At 60.9% G+C, this 21,381-nt stretch carries 18 protein-coding genes; 14 read left to right on the forward strand and 4 right to left on the reverse strand.

All coding sequences use genetic code 11. The features are described from left to right. The first annotated feature begins 9 nt into the window (after positions 1–9). From LOY50_RS09855 to LOY50_RS09865, 3 genes are all read left to right on the forward strand, one after another. A complete protein-coding gene (locus LOY50_RS09855) occupies positions 10–285 on the forward strand; it encodes a hypothetical protein (RefSeq protein WP_018610006.1) in 276 nt (91 codons plus the stop codon). 249 nt (positions 286–534) lie between these two features. After that, positions 535–822: a metal-sensing transcriptional repressor gene (locus LOY50_RS09860; RefSeq protein ID WP_258690744.1), complete on the forward strand. Its 288-nt coding sequence runs from the start codon at positions 535–537 to the stop codon at positions 820–822. Between the two features lie 7 nt (positions 823–829). Next, positions 830–1,690 carry a nickel/cobalt efflux transporter gene (locus LOY50_RS09865; RefSeq protein ID WP_258690745.1) on the forward strand — a complete coding sequence of 287 codons (861 nt, stop codon included), beginning with the start codon at positions 830–832 and terminating at the stop codon, positions 1,688–1,690. A 10-nt stretch (positions 1,691–1,700) separates the two neighbouring features. Here LOY50_RS09865 and LOY50_RS09870 read toward each other — a convergent pair whose 3' ends face one another. Beyond that, a complete protein-coding gene (locus tag LOY50_RS09870) occupies positions 1,701–2,648 on the reverse strand; it encodes a LysR substrate-binding domain-containing protein (protein ID WP_258690746.1) in 948 nt (315 codons plus the stop codon). A gap of 180 nt (positions 2,649–2,828) precedes the next feature. Here LOY50_RS09870 and LOY50_RS09875 point away from each other — a divergent pair, with 180 nt between their 5' ends. Together LOY50_RS09875 and LOY50_RS09880 are read left to right on the forward strand one after the other, a co-directional pair. Further along, the gene (locus tag LOY50_RS09875) at positions 2,829–4,124 is read left to right on the forward strand and encodes a dicarboxylate/amino acid:cation symporter (protein WP_258690747.1); all 1,296 of its coding nucleotides are present in this window, start codon (positions 2,829–2,831) and stop codon (positions 4,122–4,124) included. 10 nt (positions 4,125–4,134) lie between these two features. Continuing rightward, positions 4,135–5,649 (forward strand): amino acid racemase, encoded by a 1,515-nt coding sequence (locus LOY50_RS09880; protein ID WP_258690748.1) that lies wholly within the window; start codon positions 4,135–4,137, stop codon positions 5,647–5,649. Between the two features lie 130 nt (positions 5,650–5,779). Here LOY50_RS09880 and LOY50_RS09885 read toward each other — a convergent pair whose 3' ends face one another. Beyond that, the gene (locus tag LOY50_RS09885; protein ID WP_258690749.1) at positions 5,780–6,697 is read right to left on the reverse strand and encodes an AraC family transcriptional regulator; all 918 of its coding nucleotides are present in this window, start codon (positions 6,695–6,697) and stop codon (positions 5,780–5,782) included. A gap of 186 nt (positions 6,698–6,883) precedes the next feature. On the opposite strand from LOY50_RS09885, the gene LOY50_RS09890 reads away from it, so the two are divergent. Together LOY50_RS09890 and LOY50_RS09895 are read left to right on the forward strand one after the other, a co-directional pair. Next, positions 6,884–7,933: an NAD(P)-dependent alcohol dehydrogenase gene (locus LOY50_RS09890; protein WP_258690750.1), complete on the forward strand. Its 1,050-nt coding sequence runs from the start codon at positions 6,884–6,886 to the stop codon at positions 7,931–7,933. Positions 7,934–8,459: 526 nt separating this feature from the next. After that, positions 8,460–9,683, forward strand: a complete 1,224-nt coding sequence (locus LOY50_RS09895) for an MFS transporter (RefSeq protein ID WP_258690751.1) — start codon at positions 8,460–8,462, stop codon at positions 9,681–9,683. Positions 9,684–9,890: 207 nt separating this feature from the next. Here the strand turns inward: LOY50_RS09895 and LOY50_RS09900 are convergent, their stop codons facing one another. Beyond that, a complete protein-coding gene (locus LOY50_RS09900) occupies positions 9,891–10,379 on the reverse strand; it encodes a hypothetical protein (protein WP_258690752.1) in 489 nt (162 codons plus the stop codon). Positions 10,380–10,514: 135 nt separating this feature from the next. Between LOY50_RS09900 and arsN2 the strand changes: the two genes are divergently transcribed. Next, a complete protein-coding gene (arsN2, locus tag LOY50_RS09905; protein ID WP_258690753.1) occupies positions 10,515–10,946 on the forward strand; it encodes an arsenic resistance N-acetyltransferase ArsN2 in 432 nt (143 codons plus the stop codon). On the opposite strand, the gene chrA is transcribed toward arsN2, so the two are convergent. Continuing rightward, a complete protein-coding gene (gene chrA, locus LOY50_RS09910; RefSeq protein WP_258690754.1) occupies positions 10,943–12,301 on the reverse strand; it encodes a chromate efflux transporter in 1,359 nt (452 codons plus the stop codon). The two genes, arsN2 and chrA, sit on opposite strands and share 4 nt — an antisense overlap. A gap of 178 nt (positions 12,302–12,479) precedes the next feature. Between chrA and LOY50_RS09915 the strand changes: the two genes are divergently transcribed. From LOY50_RS09915 to LOY50_RS09940, 6 genes are all read left to right on the forward strand, one after another. Further along, positions 12,480–13,139 carry a ribonuclease T2 gene (locus LOY50_RS09915; protein WP_258690755.1) on the forward strand — a complete coding sequence of 220 codons (660 nt, stop codon included), beginning with the start codon at positions 12,480–12,482 and terminating at the stop codon, positions 13,137–13,139. A 397-nt stretch (positions 13,140–13,536) separates the two neighbouring features. Then, the gene (locus tag LOY50_RS09920) at positions 13,537–15,108 is read left to right on the forward strand and encodes a GGDEF domain-containing protein (protein ID WP_258690756.1); all 1,572 of its coding nucleotides are present in this window, start codon (positions 13,537–13,539) and stop codon (positions 15,106–15,108) included. Between the two features lie 205 nt (positions 15,109–15,313). Continuing rightward, on the forward strand, positions 15,314–17,890 hold the full coding sequence (locus tag LOY50_RS09925) for an EAL domain-containing protein (protein WP_258690757.1): 2,577 nt from the start codon (positions 15,314–15,316) through the stop codon (positions 17,888–17,890). A gap of 69 nt (positions 17,891–17,959) precedes the next feature. Then, entirely contained in the window at positions 17,960–18,754 is a 795-nt protein-coding gene (gene xth / locus LOY50_RS09930) for an exodeoxyribonuclease III (protein WP_258690758.1), read from the forward strand. Between the two features lie 117 nt (positions 18,755–18,871). After that, positions 18,872–19,696 (forward strand): arylamine N-acetyltransferase, encoded by an 825-nt coding sequence (locus LOY50_RS09935; protein ID WP_258690759.1) that lies wholly within the window; start codon positions 18,872–18,874, stop codon positions 19,694–19,696. A gap of 124 nt (positions 19,697–19,820) precedes the next feature. After that, on the forward strand, positions 19,821–21,341 hold the full coding sequence (locus tag LOY50_RS09940; RefSeq protein ID WP_214508968.1) for a nucleobase:cation symporter-2 family protein: 1,521 nt from the start codon (positions 19,821–19,823) through the stop codon (positions 21,339–21,341). Positions 21,342–21,381 lie beyond the last annotated feature (40 nt).

Consider the following 21,381-nt stretch of genomic DNA (forward strand, 5'->3'; position numbering starts at 1 on the left):
TAACCCCTCATGTCCCGCTACATGCCTATCACCGGTATCGAAAACAATTTCCACGCGCTCCTGATCGACACAGAAGCGCCGTTGGACGTGCTGCACGACACGGCCGCTTACCGCATCGCCGCTGTCACCCAGTTGCTGGAAAACCTCGCCATGCGTTCCGACATCAGTACGGACGCCGTGATACTCCATGATTTCGCCCAAGTGCTAGCGATCCCCCTGCGCGATGGGTGTGATTTGCTGGATGTGATTGGGCGGCGACTGCAGGCGCAGGTTTTGGCGCTGTAAGGGAAGTAGGCGACCTCACGAGGTCGCCTGCACTGTCTTGCTCATCACCCTGTGCAGTTTGCAATCCTGTGGGAGTGAGCCTGCTCGCGATAGCGGTGGGTCAGTTGGTGAGGATGTTGGATGTGATGCCGTCATCGCGAGCAAGCTCGCTCCCACAGGTTAGTCGGCGGCGTTTTGAAGGGTTTGCTTATATCCCCCCCGGGGGGATAGGATGGTGACATAAATTCATCGAAACCCAGGGCTCAAACCATGACTGAGCAGGACCACGAACATCCCCACCAAAGCCATGCGGCGATCGTCAAGCGTCTTAAGCGCGCGGACGGTCATTTGCGCAGCATTATCACGATGATCGAAGAGGGCCGTGAGTGCGTGGATATCGCCCAGCAGTTGCATGCGGTGGAGAAAGCGGTGTGCCAGGCCAAGCGGACGTTGATCCAGGATCACATCGATCACTGCCTGGAGGACACCGTTTCGTCGTTGCATAAAGGCGAGCGCGCGCCGCTGGAAGCTTTCAAACAAATCACCAAGTACCTCTAGGCCCGACATGCCCAATTTTGCTGAACTGCTGCAACAGGGTGGCACTCACGCCTGGCTGTATTTCCCCAGCGCTATCTTGCTGGGCGCCTTGCATGGCCTGGAGCCGGGTCATTCGAAAACCATGATGGCGGCGTTTATCGTGGCGATTCGGGGCTCGGTCAAGCAGGCGGTGTTGCTGGGCTTGGCGGCTACGCTATCCCACACTGCGGTGGTGTGGCTGGTCGCGATCGGCGGCATGTACCTGGGCCAGGGGTTGGACGCCGAAACCACCGAGCCTTATTTCCAACTGGCATCCGCTGCGCTGATCATTGCCATCGCGCTGTGGATGCTGTGGCGTACCTGGCGCGGCGAGCAGATGTTCAGGTTCGCGCAAAGTCACGACCACCATCATCACGATCACGATCACGATCACGATCACGATCATCACCACCACGAACATGACCACGGGCATCCCGACCCCAAAGGCCTGGCGCTGTCGCTGGAGGGTTATCAGGACGCCCACGAGCAGGCACATGCCAACGATATCCGCAGGCGCTTCACCAATCGGGAGGTCACCACCGGCCAGATCATTGTGTTTGGCCTGACGGGCGGGCTCATTCCTTGCCCCGCGGCCATTACCGTGCTGCTGCTGTGCCTGCAAGTCAAAGAAGTCGCGCTGGGCGGTCTGCTTGTCCTGTGCTTCAGCATCGGCCTGGCGATTACCCTGGTGACCGTGGGGGCGGCGGCGGCCATTGGTGCACGGCAGGCTTCCAATCGCTGGCCTTGGTTGGGCACCGTTGCTCGCCGGGCACCTTACCTGTCGAGTCTGCTGATCATCGGCGTCGGTCTCTACGTGGGGATCCATGGCTGGATCGGCTTGAACGCGTAGCCTCCACCGATCAGTTCGCACCTTCTGGCGCAGAGGGTGCGCTGCCCGGCCGCTGCAGCGAAGCGCCTTCCAAGGTCTTCCACAGCTTACGCATCGTTGGGTTGCGATTGGCAATCGCACAGTACGAGCGAATCTCCAATCGCGTGCTCCATTGCTCGCCACCGGCCCGCACCAACAGCCCACGCTCCAACTCGTCGGCCACCGCACTCTGCGGCAGCCAGGCCACGCCGTAGCCCTCGATGGCCATGCGCATCAGCAGCATCGCCATGTCCGCTTCATAACAGCGCTCCAGCGCGATCGGTTCAGGGCCGTTGTTGATGACGATGTCCGCCACGCGCCCCAGGAATGTCGTTGCCGTATAGGCGAGGTAGGGGACCGGTTTGCCAGCACGGCCGGGCAGGCGGAACAGCGGGGCGCCCTTGCGGTTGGGCGCGCACAGGGGGATGAACGCATCGTGGCCGAGCACCAGGCTGCCAAAACGCTCGGGGTCCAGCAGGATGGGCGCAAGCGGATGGTGGTAGACCATCATCAAGTCGCAACTGCCTTCCTCCAGTGCAATGACGGCGTCATGAATATTGGCGGCCACCACCCGGGCGTTGAACTGTTCGTTGTGTTGCTGGAACTGCGAGAGCCACTTGGGCAGGAAGGTCATCGACAGGCTGTGGCCGGCGGTGATCTGGATCGAGCGTCCGGGCATTCGTTCCACGTCGCGCAGCGTCGAGCGCAACCTCAGTAATCCGGCGAGGGCCTCTCGGCTTTCATCGCAGAAGGTGACTCCCGCGGGTGTGAGTTGGACAGGGTAGGTGCCCCGGTCCACCAGCTTGACGCCCACCCATTCCTCAAGTGAGCGGATACGCCGGGACAAGGCCGATTGCGTCACGCAACGCACCTCGGCGGCGCGGGAGAAATTTTTCCATTCGCCAATCGCCAGAAGGTCATCCAGCCATTTGAGTTGCATATCGGAATCCCCGTTGTGAGCGCTCGATTTTACTGCGCAATCCCCGGCCCAGCGCGGCCTTTTGCTAACTATTCCAAAAGCGCATGGGGTTAGCTGGATTACTCATCATCCTTCCGGATCCGCTCCTTAGAATCGATCCTGCCAAGTAAAAAACTCCAAGAACTACTTGAGGACAGCACCGTGAAGAAGAATAAGCTCCCACGTCGAATTGCAATGGGCATTGCCCTGGGCGTACTTGTTGGTTGGGCGTGTCACCATTTCGCAGGGAGCGAGCAAAGTGCCAAAGAGATCGCCGGTTACTTCTCGATGGTCACTGACATTTTCCTGCGCATGATCAAGATGATCATCGCGCCCCTGGTCTTCGCGACATTGGTGGGCGGTATCGCCAGCATGGGCAATTCCCGTTCCGTTGGCAGGATCGGGGCTCGGGCAATGGCCTGGTTCGTCACTGCTTCGCTCGTGTCGCTGCTGATCGGGATGGGCCTGGTCAATCTGTTTCAACCCGGTGCCGGGCTGAACATGGACGTGGCCCAGCACGCAACGGCGGCCGTGCCGGTCAATACCGGCGACTTCAGCCTCAAGGCGTTCATCGGTCATGTGTTTCCGCGCAGCATTGCCGAAGCGATGGCCAACAACGAGATCCTGCAGATCGTGGTGTTTTCGCTGTTCTTCGGCTTTGCACTGGCCGGCGTGAAACGGGCGGGTTACACCCGTATCACCGATTCCATCGAAGAGCTGGCGAAGGTGATGTTCAAGATCACCGACTACGTGATGGCGTTCGCGCCGATTGGGGTGTTTGCCGCCATCGCCTCGGCCATTACCACCCAAGGGCTTGGCCTGCTGGTGGATTACGGCAAGCTGATCGCCGAGTTCTACCTGGGGATCATGATTCTCTGGGCGCTGCTGTTCGGCGCTGGCTACCTGTTTCTCGGCCGCTCGGTTTTTCACCTCGGCAAGCTCATTCGCGAACCGATTCTGCTGGCTTTTTCCACCGCCAGCAGCGAATCCGCCTACCCGAAAACCATCGAGGCGCTGGAGAAGTTTGGCGCGCCCAAACGCGTGTCCAGCTTCGTGCTGCCCCTCGGTTACTCGTTCAACCTCGACGGTTCCATGATGTACCAGGCGTTCGCCATCCTGTTCATCGCCCAGGCCTACAACATTGATTTGAGTTTCACCCAGCAGTTGCTGATTCTTCTGACGCTGATGATCACCAGCAAGGGCATGGCCGGTGTCGCGCGGGCTTCGGTGGTCGTGGTCGCGGCCACGTTGCCGATGTTCAATCTTCCCGAGGCGGGGCTGCTGTTGATCATTGGCATCGACCAGTTCCTCGACATGGCCCGCACCGCCACCAACGTGGTGGGTAACAGTATTGCGACGGCGGTGGTCGCCAAGTCCGAACCACAGGAAGAGGCCGACGAGGACGAGGGCGCACATGCCCCGGTTCGGTCGCGATCCGAGCCGGTGCCGGTGGCTTGAGGAGACGTTCATGAAGGCTAAAGCGCAGTCGAGTCACAAGGCTTCTGTGGTGCGCAAGTTGGGCATCGTCGGTGGGCTTGGGTCACTGGCCGGGGGCGATCTGTTCTACAAGTTGGTCAAGTCCCGGGCGGTGCTCGAGGATCAGGGGCGCTACCATTTCCTGTTCGAACAGCACCCCTTCAAGGACGTGCTGCTGCCGTTGGACCAGGGCGCGAGCATGACGTCGCGTAAGTTCTATGTGTTCCAGGTGTGCAAGTCGTTCGAGGACAGTGGCTTCGATGCGGTGATGCTCCCATGCTTTGCCAGCCATACCTTTCGCGCCGAAATCGAGGAGGAGTTGGGCATTCCCGTGCTGGACATGATGGCCGCCTTGACCCGGCACGTCAGCCACACGGTGCTGCCCCAGACGACGTTAGGGGTGATCGCCTCCGATTTCGTGCGCCATTGCGGATTGTTCGAGCGACATTTCGGCAAAGACTTCCAGATTGTTTACCCCGACGCAGACGCTCAAGCGGGGTTGATGGAGGCGATGTACGGTCTCAACGGCATCAAGGACGGTCATCTCGAAGGCGTGCCGCTTGAAGCGGTCTACCAGGCGTGCCTCTCGTTGCAGGCCCAGGGTGCGACGGTGATCCTGCCCGGCATGACCGAGCTGTCCCTGGTTTGTGCCGATTTGCAGCGTCGCGGGATCACCGTGCTGGACGTCAATGAGATCTACGCCGACTTCGCTACGCTGGACCAGCAGCCCAGGCGCCCACCTTTCAAACTGGGCATCGTGGGAGGCGTCGGGCCTGCCGCCACGGTGGACTTCATGGCCAAGGTGGTGGCCAATACCCCGGCGGGAAAGGACCAGGACCACATCAAGATGGTGGTCGAGCAAAACCCGCAGATACCGGACCGGACGGCCAACCTGCTGCGCGATGAAACCGACCCGACGATGGCGATGTATGCCACGTGCAAACGTCTCGAAAGTGCCGGCGCCAACGCCATTGCGATTCCCTGCAACACCGCCCATGCCTTCGTCGAGCGGATCCAGGCGCACCTGAGGGTGCCCATCGTGAACATGTTGAGCGAGACGGTGGAGTGGATCGCGCGGACCTATGGTTCGGGCAAGGCGATTGGCCTGCTGGCGACTTCCGGTACGGTGCAGAGCCAGGTCTATCACCAGGCGGCGCGCCATGCCGGGCTCCAGGTCCTCACGCCAGGTGTCGATTACCAGGCGATGGTCATGGACGCCATCTATGGACCGCGGGGTATCAAGGCTGGCTTCACGCAGGGACTCTGCAAGGAGCAGCTGTTGCTGGCGGCCGAGCATTTGTGCGAGCTGGGGGCGGGGGTGTTGATCCTGGGGTGTACGGAGTTGCCGCTGGTGTTGGCGCATTGCGAGGCGTTGGATATCAATGGGCACAGGGTGGCACTGGTTGATCCGACGATGATTCTGGCGTTGAAGTGTGTGGCGTTGGCGCAAAAGCCTGTGAGGCCAATGAGAGCCCTGAAAACTCCTGAGGATCTTACTGCGATTTGATGCTTGAAAATGGGCCCCCTGTGGCGAGGGAGCTTGCTCCCGCTTGAGTGCGAAGCGCTCACAAAAAGGGGCTGCTCCGCAGCCCAGCGGGAGCAAGCTCCCTCGCCACACTGAATCAAGCCTGGCTCAATCAAACCGCCTTGATGTGGTTGGCCGGCCCGCGCAGCGCCGCAATGTCCCGCTTGGGCGGCACGCCAAACAAGCGGGCGTATTCGCGGCTGAACTGGGAAGGGCTTTCATAGCCCACCTTGAAGGCCGCACTCGCCACGTCCACGTGCTCGTTGAGCATCAAGCGTTTTGCTTCGTTCAACCGCAGCCACTTCTGGTATTGCAGCGGGCTCATCGCCGTGAGCTGGCGGAAGTGGTGGTGAAACGTCGGCGCACTCATTTGCACCCGCGCCGCGAGGTCGTCTACGCGCACGGGTTCGGTGTAGTTCAATTTCAACCAGTCGATGGCCTTGGCGATCCGGTAGCCCTGGCTATCGACCGAAACGATCTGCCGCAGTCGGGCGGCCTGGTCGCTGAGCAGCAGCCGGTAGTGAATCTCGCGCTGGATCAACGGCGCCAGGATGGGAAGCGCTTCGGGCTCATCCAGTAACCCCAGCAGGCGCGCGAACGGTTCCAGCAGGTCCGGCGTTGCGGTGCCGATTCCCGCGCCGATCCCGACCGCTCGATCACGCGGCGGCGACAGGCTGCCTTGGGCGATCAGATCGGCCACCGTGCGCAAGTCGAGCCTCAGGACCAGGCCCAGGCAGGGCTGTTCCGGGCTGGCCTGCATCACCTCGGAATTGGCCGGGATGTCCAGGGAGGTCATGAGGAACCGCCCGGTGTCGTAGCCATAGGCTTCGCCGCCGATCCAGACCTGCTTCTCGCCTTGAACCACCAGCACGATGCTCGGTTCGATCATGCAAGTCACCGGCGGCGCCGGGGCGTCACGCCGGAAGAAGACGAGGCCGGCGATGGGCGTTTCAAAGTCGCCCGGGTGTGAGGTCCGGGCGCCGATGATGGCGGCCAGAGTCTCTTGTACGGATCTGCGTTGGATGGCCATGTCGGGTCCGGGTGTCATCTGAGCTCAAGCGCTATAGGCAGAACATTAACTCGCCAAGCGAAGCGCTGCCTATACGCAATAGAAACACTCATAGGATCAGGCAAGCATCTCAGCGTAATGCACTACCGGTCGGCCGGGCTGAACCCTGAAGATACAACCTCATTCAATCCAGCAAGGAGTTTTCTGATGCGTGTACAAGCCTATGGCGCCCACGCGGGCGACAAGCCCCTTGAACCCCTGCAGATCACTCGTCGCACGCCGGGCGCCCACGACGTCCAGATCGACATCGCTTTTTGTGGTATCTGCCATTCGGACCTGCACCAGGTGCGTGCCGAGTGGGCGGGTACCCAGTTCCCTTGCGTACCGGGCCACGAAATCGTCGGCCGGGTCGCGGCGGTCGGCGCCCATGTGTCCGGCTTCAAGACCGGCGACCTGGTGGGCGTTGGCTGCATCGTCGACAGCTGCAAGCACTGTGACGACTGCGACAGCGGCCTGGAAAATTATTGTGACGGAATGATCGGGACCTACAACTTCCCAACCCCGGATGAGCCCGGTTGGACGCTGGGTGGCTATTCGCAAAATATCGTGGTGCATGAGCGCTATGTGTTGCGTATTCGTCACCCCGAAGCCCAGCTTGCCGCCGTCGCGCCGCTGCTCTGCGCGGGCATTACCACCTATTCGCCGCTGCGCCACTGGAGCGTCGGGCCGGGCAAGAAGGTTGGTGTGGTTGGCATTGGTGGCTTGGGCCACATGGGCATCAAGCTCGCCCATGCGATGGGGGCTCATGTCGTGGCGTTCACCACGTCCGAGTCCAAGCGCGAGGATGCCAGGCAGTTGGGGGCCGACGAGGTCGTTGTGTCGCGCAATGCTGAAGAAATGACCGCGCACACCAAGACTTTCGATTTCATCTTGAACACCGTGGCGGCCCCTCACGATCTGGACGCGCTGCTGGTGCTGCTCAAGCGCGACGGCACGATGGCCCTGGTGGGCGCCCCGGCAACTGCGCATCCTTCGCCGAATGTCTTCAACCTGATCATGAAGCGACGCACCCTCGCCGGGTCGATGATCGGCGGCATCCCCGAGACCCAGGAGATGCTCGATTTCTGCGCAGAGCATGGCATCGTCGCCGACATCGAACTGGTCCGGGCCGAGCAGATCAACGCGTCCTACGAACGCATGCTCAAGGGCGATGTGAAGTATCGCTTCGTGATCGATAACGCGACCTTGGCCGGCTGAAGGCAGGCGCCAACGGAGCGCTCGCCATAGCGGTCTGCCTGAGACGGTGATGTTGGATATGCCGCCATCATCGCGAGCAAGCTCGCTCCCACAGGGGGAGGTGTGGCGTGCACGAAATATGTGAACACCCCCGCTCAAAACTGTGGGAGCGAGCCTGCTCGCGATAGCGGTCTGCCTGAGACGGTGATGTTGGATGTGCCGCCGTCATCGCGAGCAAGCTCGCTCCCACAGGGGAATAGGTGGCAGGCACGAAATGCATGAACACCCCATTCAAAACTGTGGGAGCGAGCTTGCTCGCGATAGCGGTCTGCCTGAGACGGTGATGTTGGATGTGCCGCCGTCATCGCGAGCAAGCTCGCTCCCACAGGGGAATAGGTGGCAGGCACGAATGCATGAACACCCCCATTCAAAACTGTGGGAGCGAGCTTGCTCGCGATAGCGGTCTGCCAGAGATGGTGATGTTGGATGTGCCGATGTCATCGCGAGCAAGCTCGCTCCCACACAAGAAACACAGGATTGTTGTCCAATGACCGATACCTCATTACCTAAACCACAAGTCCAACCCGCCTGGGGCGCGGTACTTGCCATGGCTCTCGCCGCATTTGTGCTCGTTGCCTCGGAGTTCATGCCAGTCAGCTTGCTGACGCCGGTAGCGGCCGATCTTCACGTCAGCGAAGGGCAGGCCGGCCAAGGCATTGCCGTCTCTGGCGCCTTTGCCCTGATCACCAGCCTGTTCATCGCATCGATCGCCGCCCGGGTCGATCGCAAATGGCTTCTCCTGGGGCTGACCTTGCTGATGATCGTTTCTGGCACCGTGGTGGCGTTCGCGCCGAATTACCCGGTATTCATGCTCGGTCGCGCGTTGATCGGCGTGGCGATTGGCGGTTTCTGGTCGCTGTCGGCGGCCACGGCCATGCGGCTTGTGCCGGACGATCAGGTTCCGCAGGCACTGGCCATCGTCAATGGCGGCAATGCCTTGGCGACGGTGGTCGCTGCGCCGCTGGGCAGTTTCCTGGGGGCGATCATCGGTTGGCGTGGCGCGTTTTTCTGCATCGTGCCCGTCGCCGCCATCGCCCTGGTCTGGCTGCTGTTACGCCTGCCTTCCATGCCTTCGCAGGCGAAGCAGGGCAGCACCAATGTCTTCAAGTTGATGACCCGGGCACCGGTCGCGCTGGGCATGCTGGCGGTCAGTACGTTTTTCATGGGCCAGTTCATGTTGTTCACCTACCTGCGCCCGTTCCTTGAAACGGTGACACAGGTGAGTGTTTCCATGCTGTCCTTCATGCTGCTGGTGATCGGTGTGGCGGGGCTGCTGGGCACCTTTCTGATCGGCGCCTGCTTGAAAAACAACCTCTATCGGACGCTCATCGTCATCCCGCTGTTGATGGCCGCGATTGCCATTGCCCTGGTGGGCTTCGGTGGGTCGGTCACGATCACGACCCTCCTGCTCGGCCTCTGGGGCCTGGTGGCCACGGCGGCGCCCGTAGGTTGGTGGACCTGGCTTTCGCGAACGCTGCCGGAAGATGCCGAAGCCGGCGGCGGTCTGATGGTGGCGATCGTCCAACTCGCCATCGCCGCGGGCGCGACAGTGGGTGGCCTTCTGTTCGACCTGAGTGGCTATCGCGCGACCTTCGAAACCAGTGCGGCGGTGTTGGGCGTTGCCGCTGTTCTTGCGGTGCTGGCCGCTCGGTCAGCGCTCCGGGAGTTTTCATCGACTACGGATGCAGCGCCCTATGGCTCGGCGGGCTGATGTTCGATCCGTACTGGAGCTGGGCGGATACCCGATACGCGCAAGGTGCGGCTGACGAAATCGACAATGCCTTGCATAAACTCGTGGGAAGGCCGGTGGAGGAACTGACGCTACCGGTGCCAGGGAGCGATCCAACCGTCGAATCAGCGCCGCAGTTCTAGTGGGTTCTCCAACGAAATGGGCGACCTCAAGGGCCGCCCATTTGCGTTAAAGCCCCAGGCCTTGCTCTACCAGCGTGAGCAAGGTGTCCTCGTCCAGCATGGTGGGTTCAAGACGCGGTTGCCCGGTCTGGCGCAGGGCCTGGATATGCCAAAGCGATTCACCATGTTCGCCGAGTGTGCGCACGATGCAGTGTTCCTGCCCCTTCATATGGACTTCAATGCAGCCCTCGCCCTTGGACGAGAAACGCGCAATCGGGTCGAATGAAATGCGGTGATGATTGCCTTCGATCACCAATTGATCGATGGCGTAGCTGTACGTCGAACCGCTGGAATGACTTTCAAATACATGGGTGGGGTTGCGCCGAATGTCCAGGCCCGCCTCGCACACGGGCGCCAGCCAGATTTCGATCTGGCGATACAGTTCGTAGACCTGGGCGGGCCAGTGCTCGATCGCCAGGTCGGCGCAGTTGTCGGTATCCGCGCGGGTTTGCTGGGCTTTCCTCAGTTTGGCCGCTAGCTCGTCTGCCTTGCTCATGTCGATTCCCTGTCGTGATGATAGGTTGAGCTTAGCTGATGGGCTGGGGTGATCATTTGCGCTGGGTCATGTGGTGGCGTGTTGTTGAGTTTCGGTACGATGACGAGCGCCGGAACAATTTACGAGGAGCAAGTCATGCACATGAGAATACTGAGCAATAACGACCTGCGACCCTTGCGCGATGCACTCACCCTGGCCGGTCTTCCCGTCGACGACCTGGCGTATCCCGGTCGACAGTTTTTCAGCTTCAGCCACCAAGGCGTCGATGTGGCGTTTGCTGGTATCGAGGGGGAGGGGGCTGACCGGTTGCTGCGCTCACTGGTTGTCCTCGAGGGGCAGCGGGGGAAGGGTGCTGGCGCAGCGGTGTTGGCCGCTATCGAGGCGTTTGCGAAACGTGAGGGTGTAGAGCAGCTCCATCTGCTGACTGACAGCGCCGCCGCGTTTTTTACCGGCCAGGGCTATCAGGCGCGGGATCGCTCGCTGGCGCCTGCTTCGATCGGTGCGACGGCCCAATTCAAAAGCTTGTGCCCGGCTTCGGCGACGTACCTGAGCAAACGCCTCGTCTAGCGCAGCAAGTGCACCGCCAGCCCAGCCAGCCCGCACGCCAGCAACACCTGGATCACTCCCAGCTTGTAGCGAAACAGCGCAATGGCCGCTGCGATTGCGATGATTGCCGACGGCCAGTCCAAGGCACCTGCAAAACCATTGGGCCAGAGTACGTGGTAACCGAAGAAGCACGCCAGGTTGAGGATCACCCCGACCACCGCCGCGGTAATTGCAGTCAGCGGTGCGGTGAATTTCAGCGCGTTGTGCGTCGATTCCACCAACGGGCCGCCGGCCAGGATGAACAGGAACGAGGGCAGGAACGTGAACCAGGTCACCAGCGTGGCTGCGACGGCCCCGGCGAGAAACGCCTGTTCGGGACCAAACACCTGCATCACGTAGCCCCCGACGAAACCGACGAAGGCCACGACCATGATCAGCGGTCCCGGCGTGGTTTCGCCGAGCGCCAGACCGTCGATCATTTGTGTCGGCGTCAGCCAGCCGAAGTGTCCGACGGAGCCCTGGTACACGTAGGGCAAAACCGCATAGGCGCCGCCAAACGTCAGTAATGCAGCCTTGGTGAAGAACCAGGCCATTTGCGTCAGCGTGCCTTCCCAGCCGAACACCGCAGTCAGCAGGCCCATTGGCAACGCCCACAACAGGGCCCCGATGATCGCCAGCCGGGCGAGCCTGAAGGCGCTGAACCGGGCGTGGTCCGGAGGCGGGGTGTCATCGTCGATCAATGCCGGGCCGAAGGATTGGTGCTTGTCATCGTGGCCGCCCAGGCTGAATTTTCCCGGTACCCAGCGACCGCCCAGGTAACCGATGACGGCGGCACCCAGCACGATCAGCGGGAAGGGCACGTTGAAGGCGAATATCGCGGTGAACGACGCCGCAGCGATCGCCCACAGCCAATTGTTCTTGAGTGCGCGGGAGCCGATCCGGTGGGCGGCATGCGCCACGATTGCCGTTACCGCCGGCTTGATGCCGTAGAAAATGCCCGCCACCACCGGCACTTCGCCAAAGGCGACGTACAGCCAGGACAAGGTGATGAGGATGAACAGCGAAGGCAGTACGAACAACGCCCCGGCGATGATCCCGCCCCAACTGCGGTGCATCAGCCAGCCCAGGTACGTGGCCAGTTGCTGGGCCTCTGGCCCAGGCAGCAACATGCAGTAATTAAGGGCATGCAGGAATCGTCGTTCGGAAATCCAGCGTCGGCGCTCCACCAACTCCTGGTGCATGATCGAGATCTGCCCCGCAGGGCCGCCGAAGCTGATGAAGCCCAGTTTGAGCCAGAACCAGAAAGCCTCGCGCAGACTGACGGCGTCGGGTCGGGTCAGGGGCTGTTCGTCATCGGTTCGGGTCGGTTTGCTCATGGGCGACGGGGCACGTAAAAGTCAAAGGCGATCTACGTTATGGGGCGTTACGTAATTTAGATAGCCCCTCGGCAAGGTTTGCTTGTAAAAAACAGCCCTTCAGGATTTGACACACAAGGTTGAAACTATCATTGCCCGAGCATCCCGCTTTCGCACAATCGCCCCAAGGAGTGGGTCAATGAAACAACGTCTTGCCATTGTCGTGCTGATCGTACTGACACTGGGTTCCATGGGCGCGGCCAATGCCCGCGAATCCGGCAACGCACGGACGCAATCTGTGGCTGGGGTATTCGATTACTACTTGCTGGTGCTGTCCTGGTCACCGACGTTCTGCCTGACTCACCAGAAGGATGCGCAGTGTTCCGGCAAGGGCTACGGCTTTGTGCTCCATGGCCTCTGGCCGCAATACACCCGGGGCGGCTGGCCGCAATCCTGTGCCCCCCAGGTGCCGTTGACGGCGGCGGAGCAGAAGAAGGGCCTGACCTTGTTTCCCACCCGCAAGTTGATGGCGCATGAATGGTCCAAGCACGGCACTTGCAGTGGCCTGGGTGCCATGGGCTACCTGGAGGTTGCCGACAAAGCCTTGGGCGCGGTGAAAATCCCACCGCAGTTGCAACCGTTCAATTCCTCGTATTATTTCGAGGCAGATGAAATCATCCGGCTGTTCCGCCAAAGCAATCCAGGCATCGCACCTGACGGCATTGCGGTGATTTGCAGCGGGCCGCAGTTGTCGGAGGTGCGGGTGTGCATGGACAAGGACCTGGCGTTCGCCGCGTGTGGCAGGGGCGTCAGGACACAATGCCGGGCCGGGGAGATCCGGGTGCCGCCGGTACGGTGAGAACCAAGACCCATTGACCCCTGTCTCCAATCCGTACACCCGTGGCGAGGGAGCTTGCTCCCGCTCGGCTGCGCTGTAGGAGCTGTGTAGGAGCTGTGTAGGAGCTGTGTAGGAGCTGTCGAGTGCAACGAGGCTGCGATCTTTCCCCAGACACTTGAATCCCAAGCGAAAGATCAAAATCAAAAGATCGCAGCCTTCGGCAGCTCCTATACGGGGAATTTCCTCGTTCTGAAGAGGACGTTTTTATCGGCTAGCAGGCGAGTTTTTGGATCCACTGCAGCCACCCATCGGCTCTGCTGCACAGGCAAATTGCCGCCTCACAAGCGGTAGGCTAAGCTCACGAATATCGGGGGCTTTGAGCGAATTCGCTCATGTTTTGCCCCCTTCAGGAATTCGCTTGCCTATCCCTATTTTCGATCCTTTCCATGCCCCTGGCGGTGCCTTGAAGCGCCTGCCGTTGCTCAAAGCAGCGGTTACGTTCATCGCGACGGTGTGCCTGTGCCTGTGCGGTCTGCTTTACCTGCAACTGGAGCAATCGCGCAGCCACGACCTGGAGTCGGCCCGCGTTGCTTCGGCGACCCTTGCCCGGGCCATGGCCCAGCAGGCCCAGGACACCTTCCTCCAGGCTGATCTGGTATTGGCCAGTCTGGCTGATTGGATCCAGGTCGATGGCTATGGCGCCGCCGTACAACCACGCTTGCAGCAAACTTTTGCCCGCCGTGTGCAATCGCTCGAGCAATTGCATGGTCTGTTCCTGTTCGACAAGCACGGCCACTGGGTGGTGACCTCTTTTGACATCCTGCACAGGGGCGCAGGGGTGGCGGATCGGGATTATTTTACTTTCCACCAACAGAATGCCTCCTTGATCGCTCATATCGGCCCGGCGATCCGCAGCCGGCAAAACGGCGAATGGATCATTCCCGTTTCCCGGCGTTTGAACGATCAGGATGGCAACTTCCAAGGCGTGTTGATGGCCGGCATCAAAATGTCGTACTTCGACCGGTTTTTCAGGAGCTTCAATCTGGATGATCAAGGCGAGATGGCCCTGGCCTTGTCTGACGGGACACTGTTGGCGCGTCGACCTTTCGATCAGGCGCGGATCGGTCATCCGCTGGGTGACGAGAATATCTTCAAGCATGACGCGGCAAACGTGATGGCCGGCGATGCAGTCATCCGATCAACCATCGATGGCGTCGTCAGGCTGTATGGGCACCAACATTTAGAGGCTTATCCGCTGGTGGTCACCGCCGCGGTGTCCGAAGAGGCGATCCTGTCGGGGTGGCATGACAGGGCTTTCCAATCCAGTCTCATTGTCGGCCTGGTGGTGCTGGGCATTTGCTTGTTCGGCTGGGTATTCGTGCGCCAGGTACGTAACAGCGAACGGATCGAGGCGGACTTGCGCAAGGCTCAGGAGGCGTTGGAGCTGATTGCCACCCATGACAGCCTCACCGGGCTGGCGAACCGACGCCTGTTCGAACGGGCCCTGGACATCGAGTTCGGCCGGGGGGCGCGTCAGCGCAGCCCCTTGAGCCTGATCATGCTCGATATCGATTTCTTCAAGCGCTACAACGACGCCTATGGGCACGTAGCCGGGGATCATTGCCTGGCGGAAGTGGCCAAGGTGCTCAAGGACTGTTGCCATCGCAAGGCCGATCTGGCGGTGCGTTATGGCGGCGAAGAGTTCGCGGTCCTGTTGCCCGACACCAATCTTTCGGGGGCCATGGCGTTGGCCGAGCAGATCCGCCGCAGCGTCATCGACAAGCACATCACCCATTCCGGCTCCCCGACCGGCTACCTCACGGTGAGCCTGGGCTGCTATGCCTTTGTGCCCAGCGGCCAGGACAGCATCGAAGTCTTCATCCAGCGGGCCGATGCGGCGCTTTACCAGGCCAAGCACAGCGGCCGCAACCGGGTGGCGGTGTTATCGACCGACGACGGGCTCGATACGCTGGCGCGCTCGGATCGTTGAGGTCGGGTGGAATCATCGGCAGTCTGCCCCGGTCCACTATCGAGGCATTGCGCTGGCGAACTTCAAGCGGTGTGTAGTCTCTTTCGCAAAAAACCGTGGGCTTGCCAACTGATCAGGCAGTGGGTGCTAAGGTTGGGTAGACGACTGGCTCGGTCCTCTCCGTTCTCGATAGTGAAGCCAGCGTTGAAAGGACAGGAGTAGGTCAATGGATTCCACTGCTGATACCCCTTCACGCACCGCGCGTCACACACCGATTACCCATCGCCTGGTCGTGGCGGTCGGGGGGCTGTTTGTCCTGGGCGTCCTGGTGGCGATTGCCGCGCTGTTCAACATTGCGCAAAAGCTCGACGCGGAGGACTTGCGCAAGACGCATTTCTATACCGAGCGCGCCCTCGAGAATCGCATTACCGCCTCGAAAAACTACATCACCAGCTATGCCTATTGGACCACGGCCTATGACCACCTCAACGGTGAAGTCGATGTGCAATGGGCCTACGCCGAACAGAACATGGGCAAGACCCTGTTCACCAATGATGAATACGAGGGGTTGTTTGTCATTGATCGGCTACGCACCAAATATGCCGTGGTACGCGGGCTCAATGTCCAAGCGGATACCGCGGTTTATATGGACGCGCCGCTGACGGACCTGATGGACCAGCTCCAGGCGCAGCCCGACCTGACGATACCCATGGTCCGCTACACATTGTTCGAGGGCTGGCCGGCTATCGTCAACGCATCGGTGATTACGCCCAATGACGAACGGTCCCAGGTCGAGGCCAAAAACACCTCGGTCCTGCTGTTCGTCGACCAACTGACGCCCGTCAAGTTGCGCAAACTGGGCAAGAGTTATGGCCTCACCGATTTGAAGCTCAAGAAAGACACCGAGCTCAAGCCCGGCCAGCCGGCCGTGCCGCTGGACAATACCGGCTTCAGCCTGGTGTCTCGTCTGGAGCGCCCGGGCCTGCAATTGCTCTGGTCCCTGGTGCCGCCGCTGGGTGGGGCGCTGCTGATCCTGGCCCTGCTGACCGCTTACTTTTTTCGCTATGCATTGCGCACGGCACGGCATGTGGACGCCAGTTACGACAGCCTGGAACGGTCGGCGCACGCCCTTGAGGCCAGCGAGGAGCGCTTTCGAGCCGTGGCCGAAGCCGCTTCCGACTGGATCTGGGAAATCGACGGGCAGCAGCACATCACTTATCTGTCGGGGCGTTTCAATACGGTCACCGGTTTTTCCGACCAGCAATGGCTGGGGCAGGACATCGAGCAACTGCTGTATTGCGACACCACGCCGATTGCCCTCTGGTTGATCAAGTTGACGGAGGAGCAGAACGCCAACAGCTTACGCTGCTCCTACCGTGATTATTCCGGGCAACTGCGCTTCTGTCGGGTGTCGGCACGCCCGATCTACAACAAGGCCGAGGTGGTGGGTTATCGGGGCACCGCCAGCGACATCACCGATGAGGTGGCCGCCCATGCCCAGGTTCAGCACCTGTCGATGCACGATGCGCTGACCGGCCTGCCGAACCGCAACAAGCTGGCGCGACACCTGGATGATGCGCTGGTGGCCAAGGAGCATTCCGCCCCCCTGACGTTGCTGATGGTGGACCTGGACAATTTCAAGCCGATCAACGACTCCCTCGGCCACCCGGCCGGCGACGCGGTGTTGCTGGAAGTGGCCCGGCGGCTGCGCGACAGCACCCGCGAAGAAGACCTGGTGGCGCGCCTGGGGGGCGACGAATTCGTGGTGGTGCTCAGCGGGATGGACAATACCACTGAGATCGATCGATTCTGTGGGCGGCTGATCGACAGCCTGCAGCAACCGATCCTCTACGAAACCCATTCGTTGCACATCAGCGCCAGTATCGGTATCGCCCTGAGCCACCATCAGGGTTATGTGCCTGGTGAGCTGATCCGCTGCGCCGACATTGCCATGTACCAGGCCAAGTCCGAGGGCAAGAAAACCTGGTGCTATTTCGCCTCGCAAATGAACGATCAGATCCAGCATCGCCGCCAACTGGAAAGCGACCTGCGCCAGGCCGTGAAAAACAACGAATTCGTCCTGCATTTCCAGCCGCGCTACACCGTCGAGGGGCGGGAGATCGTGGCGGTCGAGGCGTTGGTTCGCTGGCAGCATCCAACCCAAGGCTTGTTGGCCCCCGACACGTTTATTCCATTGGCCGAGCAAACCGACCTGATTGTCCCGCTTTCGCGTTGGGTATTGCGTGAGGCCTGCGAAACCGCACTGACCTGGCCGGGAGAATTGATGGTCTCGGTCAACCTGTCACCGGCGCAGTTCGAGCGCAGCGATGTGGTGGAGGATGTGCGACAGGTGTTGATCGAAACCCGTTTCCCGGCGAGTCGCCTGGAACTGGAGATCACTGAAAACGTGATGCTCAACGACGTTGATGGTGCTCTGCAGGTCATGAATGCCCTGAAGGAACTGGGCGTGCGCTTGAACATGGACGATTTCGGTACCGGCTATTCGTCCCTCGGTTATCTGCGCACCTATCCATTTGATGGCATCAAGATCGACAGGCGTTTCATTGCTTCGATGAGCAACAGCAGCAATGACCGCGCCGTGGTGCAGGCGATCATCAACCTGGGCAAGGCCATGGGGCTGACGGTGACTGCCGAGGGCGTGGAAACCTTGGCCCAGCTAGGTTCATTGGGCTCGGACCAATGCCATGAAGTGCAGGGTTATTTACTCAGCCGGCCGATCGACAAGCAAGCCTTTGCGCAGTTGTTGGAGAAAGGCCAGCCCTTGCCGAAAACGGCTTCCTGAAGACCTGTTGCAACCTCTACGTCCGGTTGTCAGTCACAACTGTGACTTGGCATTTCGAGTTCTGGCGCTATGAAAAACCTTCGGATCGCGACCTTCAACATCAATGGCATCCGGGCCCGTCTGCCCAACCTGCTGGAATGGCTGGAGCGGGAAAAACCCGACATTGCCTGTTTGCAGGAGCTCAAGGCCGTGGACAAGGATTTCCCGGCGGCGGAGCTGGAGTCGGTGGGGTACGGGGCGACCTGGCATGGGCAGGCGTCCTGGAACGGCGTCGCGATCCTGGCCCGTGACGCGCAGCCGCTGGAGAGCCGTCGAGGTCTGCCCGGCGGGGATGACGACAGCCACAGTCGCTATCTGGAGGCGGCGGTGCATGGCGTGCTGGTGGGCTGCCTGTACCTGCCCAACGGCAACCCGCAACCGGGTCCCAAGTTCGACTACAAGCTGGCGTGGTTCGAGAGGCTGATCGAATACGCCCAAGGGTTGCAGGCCAGCGATCACCCTGTGGTGCTGGCTGGTGACTACAACGTGGTACCCACCGACATGGACATCTACAACCCGCGCTCCTGGCTCAAGGATGCGCTGTTGCAGCCAGAAAGCCGCGCGTGCTACCAGCGGCTGCTGGACCAGGGCTGGACCGATTCTTTGCGCCACCTGTATCCGGAGGAGCGGATCTACACGTTCTGGGATTATTTTCGCCAGCACTGGCAGAAAAACTCCGGGCTGCGCATCGATCACCTGCTGCTCAACCCTGCGGCCAGCGCCTACCTGAGCGAGGCCGGCGTGGACGCCTGGGTCCGGAACCAACCCCACCCCAGTGACCATGCACCCACCTGGATCCGGCTGGCGTCACGCAAGCGGCGGTGACCAGGGAAGGCACCCCGGTCGATTGTTGTCTCTGTGAGGGGAATGCCTTATACCTGGCGCCCTACAACAGTGCGCTTCTCGTGAGCGCAGCGCCGACCCTGGAAAAGGACACCCCTCATGAGTCACCCCCAACTGATCGACACGGCCCGCTATCTGCGGCGCCTGGGTTTCGACGCCCCCCCAGCGCCGACCCTCGACACGTTGCGTCAACTGCAACGGCGCCATACCGCCGAGTTCCCTTTTGAAACCCTGTCGACGTTGCTGCGTCAACCCGTGCCCATCGACCTTGAATCGGTCGAACGAAAAGTGTTCGAGCAAGGACGCGGCGGCTATTGCTATGAACTCAACCAACTGTTTTTGGCGTTGTTGCTGGAGTTGGGTTTCGACGCCCGCGGCATCACCGGGCGTGTGGTGATGAACGCGCCTGAAGGCTCTTGGGCGGCCCGGACCCACCGGTTGAGCCTGGTGACGTTCGACGGCGTGCGTTACATCACCGACGTCGGCTTTGGTGGCATGGTGCCCACTGCGCCGTTGCTGCTGGACAGCCGTGATGCCCAAGCCACCCCCCATGAGTCGTACCGCATCGAAACCCAGGCGGACGGTTACCTGCTGCGCGCCAACGTCGCCGACGAATGGCGGCCAATGTACCTGTTCGATCTGCAACGCCAGGAAGACATCGACTACACCCTCGGTAATTGGTACGTCTGCAGCCACCCGGAATCCCCGTTCATGGGCCGGTTGATGGTTGCACGCACCGGTGACGGGTTGCGCAAGACCCTGAACGGCAACAGCTATGCGGTGCACCGGATAGGGCAGGAGAGCGAACGCCGGGTGATCGCCGATGCCGATGAGTTGATCGACTTGCTCGAACAAGAGTTTGGCCTGCGCGTACCGCCGCGCGAGCTGTTGCGGCCGGCGATCGTGGGGTTGCTCCAGCCATAAAAAGGCTGTTGGCCGGGGGAACCTGTTCCTGGGTATGGCAACAAGTTGTATACAACTCTATGGACATTTGTCCTGAGTTTTGAATACAGTGTGCCCATAACAAAAAACAGGGAATCCCCGAACCATGAAAACGCCCCATGTTTCACTCCCACGGCCCGAGGACGAAAACCTTGGCGTCGGCGCGAATATGGCTTACGGCCTGCAACATGTGTTGACCATGTACGGTGGCATCGTCGCCGTGCCGTTGATCATCGGCCAGGCGGCCGGGCTCTCGCCCGCGGACATCGGTCTGTTGATTGCCGCGTCATTGTTCGCGGGGGGCTTGGCAACGTTGCTGCAAACCCTCGGCCTGCCGTTTTTCGGCTGCCAACTGCCCTTGGTGCAGGGCGTATCGTTCTCGGGCGTGGCGACCATGGTGGCGATTGTCGGCAGCGGCGGGGAAGGCGGCTTTCAAGCCATCCTTGGCGCGGTGATCGCCGCGTCCCTGATTGGTTTGCTGATTACCCCGGTGTTTTCGCGCATTACCCGGTTCTTTCCGCCACTGGTCACTGGCATCGTGATCACCACCATCGGCCTGACCCTGATGCCGGTAGCGGCGCGCTGGGCCATGGGTGGCAACAGCCACGCCGCTGATTTTGGCAGCATGGCCAATATCGGCCTGGCAGCGGTGACCCTGGTGCTGGTGCTATTGCTGAGCAAAATGGGCAGCGCAACCATCTCGCGGTTGTCGATTCTGCTGGCGATGGTCATTGGTACTGTCATCGCCGTGTTCCTTGGCATGGCGGACTTTTCATCGGTCAGCCAAGGCCCGATGTTCGGCTTCCCGACACCGTTCCATTTCGGCATGCCGACTTTCCACATCGCCGCGATCCTGTCGATGTGCATCGTGATCATGGTGACCCTGGTGGAAACCTCCGCCGACATCCTGGCGGTGGGCGAGATCATCGACACCAAAGTCGACTCCAGGCGCCTGGGCAACGGCTTGCGTGCCGATATGCTGTCGAGCATGATCGCGCCGATCTTTGGCTCCTTCACCCAGAGTGCCTTTGCCCAGAACGTCGGGCTGGTGGCGGTGACCGGGATCAAGAGCCGTTTCGTGGTGGCGACCGGCGGGGTCTTCCTGGTGGTGCTCGGCCTGCTGCCGTTCATGGGCCGGGTGATCGCGGCGGTGCCGACCTCGGTACTGGGCGGTGCCGGTATCGTGTTGTTCGGCACCGTGGCTGCCAGTGGCATCCGCACGCTGTCCAAAGTCGATTACCGTAATAACGTCAACCTGATCATCGTCGCCACCTCCATTGGTTTTGGCATGATTCCCATCGCCGCACCGAATTTCTATGACCATTTCCCGAGCTGGTTCGCGACCATTTTCCATTCGGGGATCAGTTCTTCGGCAATCATGGCGATCGCGCTGAACCTGGCGTTCAACCACTTCACCGCCGGTAACTCCGACCAGCAGTCGGTTTTCGCCGCCGGCACCGAGCGAGTGTTGCGCTATCAGGACCTGGCAGCGCTACGTGAGGGTGATTACTTCAGCGATGGCAAGCTGCACGACTGCGATGGCAACGAGATTCCCGTGGTGCCTGAGCCTGTTCACGGGGCGGCGGAGCATGCGCCGATCCGTTTGAAAAGCAGCGAGCACGTCTGACAAATCCCTCTGGCGAGGGAGCTCGCTCCCGCTGGGCTTT

Origin of the sequence: Pseudomonas sp. B21-010 (assembly GCF_024749325.1) — a bacterium.
Taxonomy (GTDB): domain Bacteria; phylum Pseudomonadota; class Gammaproteobacteria; order Pseudomonadales; family Pseudomonadaceae; genus Aquipseudomonas; species Aquipseudomonas kilonensis.

Coding starts and splice junctions, on each gene's coding strand:
- LOY50_RS09855 (WP_018610006.1), top strand. CDS start 10: ATGTCCCGCTACATGCCTATCACCGGTATCGAAAACAATTTCCACGCG.
- LOY50_RS09860 (WP_258690744.1), top strand. CDS start 535: ATGACTGAGCAGGACCACGAACATCCCCACCAAAGCCATGCGGCGATC.
- LOY50_RS09865 (WP_258690745.1), top strand. CDS start 830: ATGCCCAATTTTGCTGAACTGCTGCAACAGGGTGGCACTCACGCCTGG.
- LOY50_RS09870 (WP_258690746.1), bottom strand. CDS start 2,648: ATGCAACTCAAATGGCTGGATGACCTTCTGGCGATTGGCGAATGGAAA.
- LOY50_RS09880 (WP_258690748.1), top strand. CDS start 4,135: ATGAAGGCTAAAGCGCAGTCGAGTCACAAGGCTTCTGTGGTGCGCAAG.
- LOY50_RS09885 (WP_258690749.1), bottom strand. CDS start 6,697: ATGGCCATCCAACGCAGATCCGTACAAGAGACTCTGGCCGCCATCATC.
- LOY50_RS09890 (WP_258690750.1), top strand. CDS start 6,884: ATGCGTGTACAAGCCTATGGCGCCCACGCGGGCGACAAGCCCCTTGAA.
- LOY50_RS09895 (WP_258690751.1), top strand. CDS start 8,460: ATGACCGATACCTCATTACCTAAACCACAAGTCCAACCCGCCTGGGGC.
- LOY50_RS09900 (WP_258690752.1), bottom strand. CDS start 10,379: ATGAGCAAGGCAGACGAGCTAGCGGCCAAACTGAGGAAAGCCCAGCAA.
- arsN2 (WP_258690753.1), top strand. CDS start 10,515: ATGCACATGAGAATACTGAGCAATAACGACCTGCGACCCTTGCGCGAT.
- chrA (WP_258690754.1), bottom strand. CDS start 12,301: ATGAGCAAACCGACCCGAACCGATGACGAACAGCCCCTGACCCGACCC.
- LOY50_RS09915 (WP_258690755.1), top strand. CDS start 12,480: ATGAAACAACGTCTTGCCATTGTCGTGCTGATCGTACTGACACTGGGT.
- LOY50_RS09925 (WP_258690757.1), top strand. CDS start 15,314: ATGGATTCCACTGCTGATACCCCTTCACGCACCGCGCGTCACACACCG.
- xth (WP_258690758.1), top strand. CDS start 17,960: ATGAAAAACCTTCGGATCGCGACCTTCAACATCAATGGCATCCGGGCC.
- LOY50_RS09935 (WP_258690759.1), top strand. CDS start 18,872: ATGAGTCACCCCCAACTGATCGACACGGCCCGCTATCTGCGGCGCCTG.
- LOY50_RS09940 (WP_214508968.1), top strand. CDS start 19,821: ATGAAAACGCCCCATGTTTCACTCCCACGGCCCGAGGACGAAAACCTT.